Below are 10,608 nucleotides of genomic sequence, written 5' to 3' on the forward strand. Positions count from 1 at the left end.
CCCGTCACGGCAACTCGCCGTCGGCGTCGCAGAACCTGCCGTCTCAACCAGATGTGCGGTCCGGCACGCTTCCGCCTGCCGGGCCGCACGACGAGTGGTCACGGTCACCGGAAGGACCGACCGCTCGCAAGGCGACCGCGACTCGGGTTGCTTCGGCCCTGTACACCCGCTGCCGGTACCTGGCCGAGTGCGTCTCGGCCAGGGCCGACTACGGACTGATCGCGGACTCGGACAACCCTGGCCGCAACCTGCCTCAGGGGACGGATCAACCACACACCTGGCGGGCCGATGAGCCATCCTCGGGCACCCGTGGCCGGCGGGTCCCGGCCGATGCAGTCGTAGGTGTAGGGCTCGTCGATCGCCCAGGCGGTCCACCGCTGCGGGGAACAGCTGCTCCACCGCTGCCGGTGCCGCCTCCTGATACGCCTTGCCGGCTGTCGGCCGACGTGGAAATGTCAGTTGTTCCGACACCGGAAGTGTCAGTGGTCCGTGCGGCCGTCGTCCGGCTCGGCATGCGCCTGGTCGCGCTCGTCGACGTCGCCCTCGGCATCGCAACCGTACGGACAAGAAGGGGCCCGGACTGGCGGTCAGGGACGCGGCCGGAGCCAGTTGACGAGCTGCTGTCACCCGAAGGGGTGGAATCCCGCTATCAGGCGAAACGCATTCGAGCGAAAGCTAGTGCTGTGACCGGGAACGTTCGCCGGGTTCCATCCTGGTGCTGGTTGGAAATACTTTCCCGCACCAGTGGGGAGGCGGGATGGCGCAACCGGTTCGGGTTCGAGGGCTGACCGAGCAGGAGGGACAGAAACTTCAGCACATCGTCAGCGCGGAAATACCAGCTCAGTGCGGTTCCGGCGGGCGATGATGCTGCTGGCCTCGGCCGGCGGCAGCACGGTCCCCGTCATAGCCCCGCTGGTCCAGGCGGACGAGGACACCGTCCGCGACGTGATCCACAAGTTCAACGAGATCGGGCTCGCATGCCTGGACCCTCGCTGGGCGGGAGGCCGTCCCCGCCTTCTCGACCGTGACGACGAGGACTTCGTCGTCCAGACGGCCACCACCCGTCCGACCGCGCTGGGCAAGCCCTTCACCCGCTGGTCCATCCGCAAGCTCGCCGATCACCTACGACGCAACATCACCAGGCCCGTCCGGATCGGACGGGAGGCACTGCGGTGCTTACTGGCCCGCCGCGGAGTCACCTTCCAGCGAACGAAGACCTGGAAGGAGTCCCCGGATCCGGACTTCGACGCCAAGCTCGCCAGGATCGAGTACGCGATCAACCAGCGGCCCAACCGCACCTTCGCCTTGGACGAGTTCGGCCCGCTCGGCATCCGACCCCCGGCTCCCGCTGGGCGGTGGAAAGCCGCCCCGACCGACTGCCAGCCACCTACCGCCGTACCCACGGAATCACCTACTTCCATGGCTGCTACTCCGTCGGAGACGATCAGCTCTGGGGCATCAACCACAGACGCAAGGGCATCGATCACACCTGGGCTGCCTTGAGATCGATTCGGGCCGCCCGCCCGGATGGCGCCCCGATCTACGTGATCCTCGACAACCTCTCCGCCCACACGAACTGGCGGATGAAGCGCTGGGCGATGAAGAACAAGATCGAGTTGTGCTTCACCCCACCTACGCCTCCTGGGCCAACCCCATCGAAGCCCACTTTGGACCCCTGCGGCAGTTCACCCTCGCCAACTCCCACCACCCCAACCACACCGCCCAGACCCGGGCCCTGCACGCGTACTTACGCTGGCGAAACCGAAACGCCCGCCACTCCGACGTCCTCGCAGCACAGCGGCGCGAACGCGCCCGCATCCGCAGCGAGAGAGGCATCCGCTGGGGCGGCCGCCCCCTCAACCCCGCGGCCTGACCGCCCAGCACAGCATCAGAGGTCGCCGTGGACCAAGGCGTGCAGATGCTCGTCGTGCCATCCGTCTTTGTGTAGCAGGGCGCTGCGCATCGTGCCCTCGATGGAGTAGCCGGCCTTCTCCGCTACTCGGCACGATGCCGAGTTGGCCACCGCGTGGCACAGCCGGAGACGGTGCAGACCAAGGTCTTCGAACGCCCACCGGCTGATGCGCTTCGTAGCCTCGACCATGGCGCCGTGGCCACGCCCTGCGGGCAGGAGCCAGTACAGGATTTCGGCGCTGCCGCTCTGGAGGTCGATGTCACCCCAGCCGATCAAGCCCACGGCCTGACCACCATCGGGCCGTGCGATGGCCCATATCGCGCTCTGCTCTGTCTGCCAACGCTCGCGCATGCGCTCGATTCGCTCGCGTGCTTCCTCCTTCGTCGTCACGAAGAGCCGGTTCCACTGGCGAATGCCCGGTTCCTGAGCGGCGGCTACCAAAGCGTCGGCGTCGCTGATACGCCAGGGACGCAGCTCCAGACCACTGGGGAGAGCGAGTACGGGCTGTTCCATATTGGCCATGTGGCCTGCGGGAACGACGGGCGGTATGGGTGAGGTGATCATCGCGGCATCGTGCCACAGCCCTACACCGGACAGAACCCGGTACCCGGTTCCCGACCATCGACCCGGCGAACGTTCACGGTCACAGCACAGCTAGTCGCTGGAGACCCATCCGCCACCTGGCTGCTCGGGCCCCCAGGCGCTGCGGCCGCTGCTTGGGTGACCCTTGTGGTGGCGGCCGCGGACTGATGCCGCGCTCGTGATGAGTCCGAACGCTATGAATCCGACGAACTGGCCGGCGGGGGTGGAGAGAAAGACCAAGGCCCAGATCAGGGCGACTACGAAGAGAGCGACGAAGCCGACGGTGAGCAGGACATTGGCGACGGCGTGAACTTCTTGGTGAGGATCGGTGCAGTTCCCAAAGGCGTAGGCGTCGTCGCAGATGCCATAAGTACCGCCGAGTCTGGCCGTGATGAATCCGGCGATGAGACTGGTGACCGCGACGACGTGCACAGCAATGATGAACCAGGCCAGCAAGTCGAGCGAGCCACCGGCCTTGGACGCTTTGGCAACGGGGGCGTGGCCGTCGGGGTGGGGACCGCGGATGAACGCGCCGCCAGGGTGGCCAGCTGCTCTGGCGTGTCTGGTTGCGGCTTTGACTTCGCCGCCGAACGGGGCAGGGAAACTCTGGCTGCATGTGCCGAAGAGGCAGGTGAGGGGGTGGCTGGCGGGGACGTAGGCCTTGCGGAGGAGCCCGTACTCGGCCGGAGGGTGGCCGCTGGCAGCGGCGTGCCGTTGCCCCCCCGCCGGGGCTTCGCCAACTTGCGCGCGGAATACTCCGTTGCATCCCGGGTGCCAGCAGATGTGGTCGCAGGTTGAGGCGCCGGGCATGCCGAGCTCCTTCCTGTGCCAGGTAGAAGGACAGAGTCAGAATGGAATGCCCACGGTATGGCTCTGTTAGGCAGGTCCGGGGGAGTTGTCGGCAACCTGCGGACCGACATCTGGATCCGCCCCCGTAAACGCCCCGGTGCGTGTGCCGGTCAGCCCTCGCGTGCTACCGCTTCGGCTTCTGTTTTTTGCGCTTCGGAGTGCTATTCGTGCCCTGCGAGGGTCGCTTCACGTTCGGATGGATCGAGCGTTGCAGGCGTGTGGCGGGCAGCAGGGTTTGCAAGGTGGCGTTCAGCGTGGCGTCGAGCGGTCCGATGTGCCCGTCGTAAAGGACCCCGACGAGATCGCGAGTCGGTTCGTCGTAGAGGAAGACGACGCCACGCGGCAGGCCGAGCTGATGCTTCTTAGCCCGCAGGTAGCCACGGAGGCTCTTCTCGGCGCCGTCGCGGTCCTGTCCAGCTGGGCGTGTCGCCCACACGAACAACCATCCTTCGGCCGGATCGACGCTGGCCGTGACGGGCACCGTCATGCTGCGGCCTTGGCCGTTCGGGCGCGGGTTGTTGAGGAGTATGTCACCGTGGCTCGCGAACTTGTGCTGGGCGGGCGTTGCTAGGGATAGCAGCGTCGCGCCGATGCTGAGCCATCCGGTGACGTTGCGTGATTGCAGTTCGTCGATGAGAGGCGCGAGTGGTGAGGGCACCATCGTTGGCTTGGGAGCGGGTCCGGCAGTCACATCGTCACGTTGTCTGCTGTGGAACCACCGGTCGAGTGCGTCGGTTCGACTGGTCAGGAAGGTCAGCTCTTGTGCGCGGTAGCGGCGTAGTTCGGCTGTGGTCGGCTCGGGGAGGAAGGGGTACGCGACCTGCACCTGTGCCGGGTCAGGTTCGACCCACAGGCCCGCCTCGTAGAAGTACAGGAACAAATCCAACTCATCCGGTGCGCGAAACATGACGGTGACGTCGAGGTTGCGGCGGCGGCGCAGGTAAAGCAGGAACTCGGCCGGGCGTGCGACGAGCTCGGTGATCAGCTCCAGGTCGTGCAGGGACAAGGTCCAGGGGATGTTGTCACGGGTAAGCAGGCTGGCCCGCACCAGCTCCGCGGTGGCGGTCAGGACGGTGGAGATGTCGTCGAGGCTGACGGCGATGGTGTGGATCTCGCGGATGTGGCGGAGGTCGACCCAGCCTTCGTTCTCGATGCGCAGACCACCGTCTCGCTCGATGGCATCCTTCATACGGCCGGACTGCTCGGCCGCTTTTGTGATGATGCCGGTTAGATCCGTGCGAATGCGTGTCGCCTTGCCGCCGCGGGACATGGCGCTCAAGGCGACGGCCTTGTCCTCCACGATGATGGCGACGTCGTCGAGGACGATGAGGTGGTCGCCCTCGACGCGCTTGGTGTACCGCGCCGGATCGGCGGCCGTGGCTTGTGCGTCGTTCGCGGGTATGTAGTACTCGAAGGCGTCCCAGAAGCGGGCCCCGGGCAGTACACGGTCCAGCGCGTCGCGCGTGCGGGCCTCGAGAAGTTCGCCGCGGTGCTTGGCGTACTGGTCCCAGACGGGCTTCGCTGTCTTCAGGTGCTCTTCGAGGTTTTCCCGGACGGCGAACACGTGCAGCGCCGGGTGCGGCAGCATGAGGCGCCCGTGGCCGTCGACAATGAGCGGCCGGGTGCGCATCGGGTTCTTGCCGGTGGTGAACGCGTCGACAACCTCCGCAGCAGTGGCCTCCACGTGGTCCAGGCGGAACCGCTCGACCACGGCTCTGGCACGTTCCACGGTCATGCCCGTGTGCGCGGCGACGGCGTCGAGCGTGACCGCGGCCCGGTCGGCGGCGGGCTCGAACAGCGACATCAAACTGGCTCCGGCCAGTGCCGTCAGCCTGTCATCCGGTCGGCCTTCCTTCGTCGCCTTCATTGCCTCCTGCACGGCGGCGTCCATTGCTTGCAGCCGGGTGTTCAGGCCGTCCTGCTGCAAGTGGTGGACTGTGTCGAGGACCGCCAGGGCATCGGTCGCGTCGAAGCCGAGCCGAGTGTTCAGGGCTGCGCGAACGCTCGGATTGCCGTCCAGGAGAGCCAGGTTGGTCGTTGCGACCATCTCCGAGTAGGACGCATTGCGCACCCAGACCTCGGTGCCCCGGATGAGTAGGGACATGAGGGCGAGCTTATCGGCGGGGTCGACGGCAGCGAGCGACCGGAGCTGAGCGAGGTGCAAGAGCTCGTCGAGTTGCTGCTTCACCTCGGAGACGAAGTGGCTCATCTGCTGGTGTTCGACGGCGGGAGCTGTGGCCTCCGCCGTCTCCTGCCGGGCGGCGAGAGCAACCAGCGCCAGCAGTTCCACGTAGGTGGCGCCCGCCTCCGCGGTGACGGGTATCTCGTCTCCGAACGCCATCGGTAGGAACCGTTGGCGCGCTACCTCGATGAGTCGGATGGGATCGAACCGCTGCAGCTTCGCGACGAGCTTGTCGACAGCCTTGTCGAATGCTGCGTCGACCGCTGTCGCCGGGTCCTCGTCGTCGACGAAGGTGGCCATCAGCGATGTCAACGCCTCCCAGGTGTCCGCCATCACTTGGGCGTGCGGGTCGAACGTTGGTGATGGCGCGGGCCCAGCACGGCGCTGCCTTTTGTTGCGCGTCGCGGCGTTTCGAGCGGGAACCCATGAGGCCACCTCATCACACATCGCAGCCGGTTCACGAGGGACTTGTAATCATCTCGATCAGCGGGGCCACTGGACTCTCCCCTGCTCGCTTTTGTGGCGGTCTGCTGGCGCACTCACAGGGGCACAACGGCCGCACAGGTCTGTCAAACGAGTGGTGCAACTGAGGTTGATGGGTTACTGCCGTGCTGCAGAGAGGCGGCCGTCGAGACGATGTCGAAAGCGTTCAGCGCGGTCTCCCAGCGCATGTCCAGCGGGCTTGACCCTTGCCGGGGTTGTTGAACGGGAGGGACCTTGCCGACGACCGTCAGATCCAGCCGATGCCCAGTTTCCGTAGTGCGGCCCGCTGCCCTTGGTCGAGCTTGTCGCGCCTCGTCTTAGTGTTGGAGACCCAGACGCCGAGCTTGACGGTCACCGGTTCCGTCTCGCCGTCGACCGTGATCTCCTCTTCGTGGGCGCGTGGTACCGGCCCGTGGGCGCCTTCCCGTTCGACCCACTGGGTGAGGGCCGCCAGGCCGCGCTGGAATGCCTGTTGCGCCTTGCTCGGCCCTTTCGCTGTACGCGCGGCCGCCGGGGCTGGAGGCGGCGCCTGAGCGGGCTCCACGCCCAGTGCGGTCAGCCGTGTCTGCTGTTCGGGCAGCAGCCGCGTCCAGGTGGCCGGCTGCTTTTGCTGTTGGAGCCATCGTCCGATGTCGTCGCCGTCCATGAGGACACCTGGGGCGATGTCGGGCAGCTGTCCGTCGGCGTCGACGAGGTCGGCCAGGACGCGCTGGTGGCGTTGCCAGTCGAGTGGCCAGGGGCAGTTCCAGTCCTTGTCGATCGCGGCGAGCTGCGCGGCCCGGGTCGTGGCGGTGTCCTTGTTCTTCCCGAGGCCGTTCTTGGTGCCCTTGCGGCGGAGGTTGGCCATGTACTGGCCGACGGGTGCCATCTCGTCGTCCTCGCCCCACATGGCGTCCTGCCGGGGCGCGAGGTGGCCGGTGGCCTTCCGGTAGGACCGGAGCACGGCGAGCTTGGCCTCCCACGCCTCCTCACCGGGCTCCCACACCATCCCGGCCTCGGGCGCGTCCAGCAGCTCCTTGCGCCGGTCTTCGAGTTCCCCGGTGCGCAGGGCTTTCCGCTGCTGGTGGACCCATCGCCCGAGGGGGAAGTCCTTGGTGACGCCGACCTTGACCTCGACGTCGTACGGGACGGCGTGCAGGCCGGTGATCTCGTTCTCGGCCCGCCACCGCAGCAGGGCCTGGTAGCCCTCCAGCCACACCAGCGATTCGGGCCGGTAGACGCGGGTGCGCAGGAACGCGGCGATCGTGGCGGTGTCCCGGGGCGAGGAGAAGCGCAGCAGCGCCGACTCGGCCGCCGCGTCGGTGCCGTCCTCCTGGTCCTCGCCGTCACCTTCGCCGCCGGCCCCGATGCTCCGCCCGTTCTCGTCGCGCCGGACGTGCAGCTTGCGCTTGCCGCTGGTGAGTGCGCGGGAGGCGAGCTGCTCGACGAGGCGGTCGTCATGAGAGCGGAGGCCCTGGAGGACCGCTACAAGAGGGCGGAAGCTCGCGGAGGCCACCATGTCGGTGGGGTCCTCGTTCGGCTCCAGGAAGACGGGCACGATGATCCGCGCGACCTTGGTGGAGCCGTCCTTGTTGAGTCGGAGCGCGCGGCCGATGTTTTGGACGATTTCGACTTGGGAGCCGCGGGTGTCGGCGAAGCAGATCGCTTCGACTCCGCGTTCGCCGGTGATGTCGACGCCTTCTCCGAGGACGCGTACGGAGGCGAGGAACGCGCGGTGTACGCGCCGGTTGTCGGCGTCGATGCCGTTGGCGAACTGGCGCAGGACATCGCGGCGCTCGGTGACGAGGTGGTCGCCGCACAGCCACGCCGACCAGACCCGGTCCGGCGGTACGTGGCGGCCGGCCTGCAGCTCGTAGAACTCCGCGTCGATGGAGGACTTCGGCAGCTTGTCGGCGGCGGCCAGGTCAGCGTCGGAGGCGTCGTTGACGTACAGCGCGGCGGCGGTCTCGGGGAGCTTGCCCGCGAACGCGCGGGCCTCCTCCACCTTCTGGTGGAACGTCATGACCGTACGGAGGTTGTACGCCGCGGCGTGCTCCAGGAGCGCGGTCTGCAGGAGCGCGAGGCGCCGGCCCCGCCGGGCTTCCTCGGATTCGCCGAGTACGGGGGAGGGGTCGCGGATTTCCAGGACGTCGATCTCGAACCCGGCGAGGATCCCGCGCTCGATGGCCTCGGACAGTCCTAGCTCCGCGAGCCACGCGCCGTACGTTCCGTCCGGGTCGTCGGCCATGGTCGCGATCTCCGCCTTCTGGCCCTCGGTGCTCTTCTGCGGGCGGGCTGCGGCGAGGATGCGCGGGGTGGCGGTGAGGTAGAGCCGGAAGTCGGCGGGGATGCGGGTGTTGTCGTGGATGGCGGCCCAGGGGCGGCCGAGGTCGCCGGCGGTTCCGTGGGCTTCGTCGACGATGGCGAGGTCGAAGCCGTCCATCTTCTGCCCGTAGAGGCGTTGTCCGCCCGTCAGGGCGGCCTCCAGTGGGCCGCGGACCTTCCGCTGCCCCTCGGGTACCTCGCGGTCCACCAGGGAGGCGTACGTGGCGAACACGACGACCGGTCCTGCCCCGGCCCACAGGGCGAGCTGGATGGGGTTGGTGGTGGTGCGGACCCCGAGCTGGTTCAGGGCCGGGTCGTTCTCCAGCGAGCACACCGCGACCATCGGGGCCCGGTGACCCACCAGCCGCCACGCCTGGGCGGTCTGGGCGAGCAGGTCCAGGGTGGGGACCGTGACGAGGATCCGGCCGGTGGGGAAGCACTCCAGCGCGCTCGCGGCGGCCGTGATCGTCTTCCCGGACCCGGTCGCGGACACGATCGTGCCCCGGCCCCCCTGCGGGACCACAGATGATCTTGCAGGAAATCCCACCCACTTCCGAAATGCGAGTTTCTGGTCTACCTGATGCTCACGGAGCTGAATCACTGCTATACGCCTTTCGGGATGCCGTTAAAGGAGCAGCTCGACGTTCGTGAGGGGGGTTTTACCAGCCGTGCTCGGAGGGGCCGGTGATGTGGTGGCCGATCTGTCGGGCGAGGTGCTGTGCTCGTTCGCCGGCTTGAGGGTGGACGTGGGCGTAGACGGTGTGGGCAGTGGCGGGCTCGTGATTGGCATTGATGTTGAAGCACGCCTGCACGCCGGTGCGCGCGTGCTCGGGTTCGAGGCCGAGCTCAGGCACGGCAGGCCAGGACAGGGCCATCCACGCGAGTTGTCCCCACGTCGCGCGGGACAGGACCTCAGCTGCCCTGGTCAGGAGATCGCTTGCAACCGGCGCCTCCATCGATACAGTCAGCGGTAGCAGAGAAGCCAGCACGGCATCGTCCTGCGGCAGCTCCGGACCCCGAAGATAGGAATCGCCTCCCCAGAACAAGGCGCGGGGGAACAAGGCGCGCGGGAACAGCCTCGCGGCACACCGCACATCGTCCACTCGAGACAGCCCGGCATCCAGGTTCACGGTCGCGTCAGCCGGCAGATCCCCGCATCCGACCAGAAGCTCGGCTACGGCAATGACAGCTTCTATGCGCCCGGTCTCATCCCGATAGACCGGGTAGGCCCGCGCATTCCCCATAACCGTCCCACCTTCTCCAGACCACATCATCTATTTACGCCAACGGTACATGCTGCATCATGCTAGGGGAGACGTGTCTGAGCCCCCAGCAGCGGGAAGCGTAGAAGGAATCGGATGATCGAGAACCCTTGGACGCCCGCTCACCAGGCGGTCGAGTCCAGCGACCATGCCGAGCTGACCCGCCTCCTCGAGGAAGGCGCAGACGCCAACGAGGTCTGCTGCGGAATGACTCTCTTGGAGCATGCCATCGACCTGGAAGGGGACTCGGCACTTCAGTCAGGGACCCCGATCGACAGCCGGCTCACAGTGATCCTGCTGGCCTACGGGGCCGATCCGAGACCGCAACCCCCGGGGAGCATGTGCGCGGTCGACCTCGCCGACCACTACGGTCACGACATCGCCCACCGCCTGATAAACCGCATCACCTCAGCTACTGCCAGCCGCCCGCGAAGCGGGCTGTGGTCCTGGAGGCGAAGCCGGAAGGACTGAAAGGGCGGGAGCGAAGCGGACGCCCAACGGGGCCGAAGGACCGGACTCCGTGAAACGGGGCCACTCGGGCCTGCTTAGCGGGCCATTCGGGACGGAGCGAAGCGCAGGACCCCCGGCCCGAAGGACCGGCACCGACCCGGCGAAGCCGGGCCGGTCACATAGACTGTGTGTACCGCGGCGGGGGCTGTAGCGCAGAGGTCGACGCGCCCTTCTCGACAAGGGGGGATGACGCCAGTTCGAATCCGGTCTGTTCCCCGCCGCGCGTATCCGGCTCATTGCTGGCGGTGAGAGCAGCCCCATCGTGCCCCGGCCCGACCTATAGCCTTCCCCCAGCACCAGGAGACAGAAGGCCCGCCCCCCGTTGTTGCGGGCCGTCCGCGAAGCGGACTGGCCCTGAAGGCGAAGCCGGAAGGGCCCGGGGTCGGAGCGGAGCGGACACCCCAACGAGCCGAAGGCTCGGACTCCGTGAAACGGGGTCACCCAGACCCGCGAAGCGGGTCCCACAGCGCTGCGCGCTGTGCCAACGAACCGTCTCGCTGCGCTCGGCGGGGGGGGGGGGGGCC

6 protein-coding genes and 1 pseudogene are annotated in these 10,608 nt (G+C 67.5%); 2 read left to right on the forward strand and 5 right to left on the reverse strand.

What is annotated here, in order from left to right; all coding sequences use genetic code 11:
- The first annotated feature begins 757 nt into the window (after positions 1–757).
- Positions 758–1,873, forward strand: a pseudogene (locus tag AB0D46_RS32485) (IS630 family transposase).
- A 15-nt stretch (positions 1,874–1,888) separates the two neighbouring features.
- Here AB0D46_RS32485 and AB0D46_RS32490 read toward each other — a convergent pair.
- The 5 genes from AB0D46_RS32490 to AB0D46_RS32510 all read right to left on the reverse strand — a co-directional run bounded on the left by AB0D46_RS32490 (position 1,889) and on the right by AB0D46_RS32510 (position 9,556).
- A complete protein-coding gene (locus AB0D46_RS32490; protein ID WP_362882788.1) occupies positions 1,889–2,476 on the reverse strand; it encodes a GNAT family N-acetyltransferase in 588 nt (195 codons plus the stop codon).
- A gap of 90 nt (positions 2,477–2,566) precedes the next feature.
- Entirely contained in the window at positions 2,567–3,304 is a 738-nt protein-coding gene (locus AB0D46_RS32495) for a hypothetical protein (protein WP_362882790.1), read from the reverse strand.
- 163 nt (positions 3,305–3,467) lie between these two features.
- Positions 3,468–5,858: a preprotein translocase subunit SecA gene (locus AB0D46_RS32500; protein WP_362882792.1), complete on the reverse strand. Its 2,391-nt coding sequence runs from the start codon at positions 5,856–5,858 to the stop codon at positions 3,468–3,470.
- Between the two features lie 397 nt (positions 5,859–6,255).
- On the reverse strand, positions 6,256–8,913 hold the full coding sequence (locus tag AB0D46_RS32505) for a Helicase associated domain protein (RefSeq protein WP_362882794.1): 2,658 nt from the start codon (positions 8,911–8,913) through the stop codon (positions 6,256–6,258).
- A gap of 58 nt (positions 8,914–8,971) precedes the next feature.
- Positions 8,972–9,556 (reverse strand): hypothetical protein, encoded by a 585-nt coding sequence (locus AB0D46_RS32510; RefSeq protein ID WP_362882796.1) that lies wholly within the window; start codon positions 9,554–9,556, stop codon positions 8,972–8,974.
- A gap of 114 nt (positions 9,557–9,670) precedes the next feature.
- Between AB0D46_RS32510 and AB0D46_RS32515 the strand changes: the two genes are divergently transcribed.
- Complete coding sequence (locus AB0D46_RS32515) at positions 9,671–10,045, forward strand: ankyrin repeat domain-containing protein (protein WP_362882797.1); 375 nt, start codon at positions 9,671–9,673, stop codon at positions 10,043–10,045.
- The last annotated feature ends 563 nt before the right edge of the window (positions 10,046–10,608 follow it).

Origin of the sequence: Streptomyces sp. NPDC048383 (genome assembly GCF_040651775.1) — a bacterium.
In the GTDB taxonomy this organism is placed as follows: domain Bacteria; phylum Actinomycetota; class Actinomycetes; order Streptomycetales; family Streptomycetaceae; genus Streptomyces.

Excerpts from the sequence above, each read along its gene's own strand:
- AB0D46_RS32490 (WP_362882788.1), bottom strand. The coding sequence starts at position 2,476 with ATGATCACCTCACCCATACCGCCCGTCGTTCCCGCAGGCCACATGGCC.
- AB0D46_RS32495 (WP_362882790.1), bottom strand. The coding sequence starts at position 3,304 with ATGCCCGGCGCCTCAACCTGCGACCACATCTGCTGGCACCCGGGATGC.
- AB0D46_RS32500 (WP_362882792.1), bottom strand. The coding sequence starts at position 5,858 with ATGGCGGACACCTGGGAGGCGTTGACATCGCTGATGGCCACCTTCGTC.
- AB0D46_RS32510 (WP_362882796.1), bottom strand. The coding sequence starts at position 9,556 with ATGGGGAATGCGCGGGCCTACCCGGTCTATCGGGATGAGACCGGGCGC.
- AB0D46_RS32515 (WP_362882797.1), top strand. The coding sequence starts at position 9,671 with ATGATCGAGAACCCTTGGACGCCCGCTCACCAGGCGGTCGAGTCCAGC.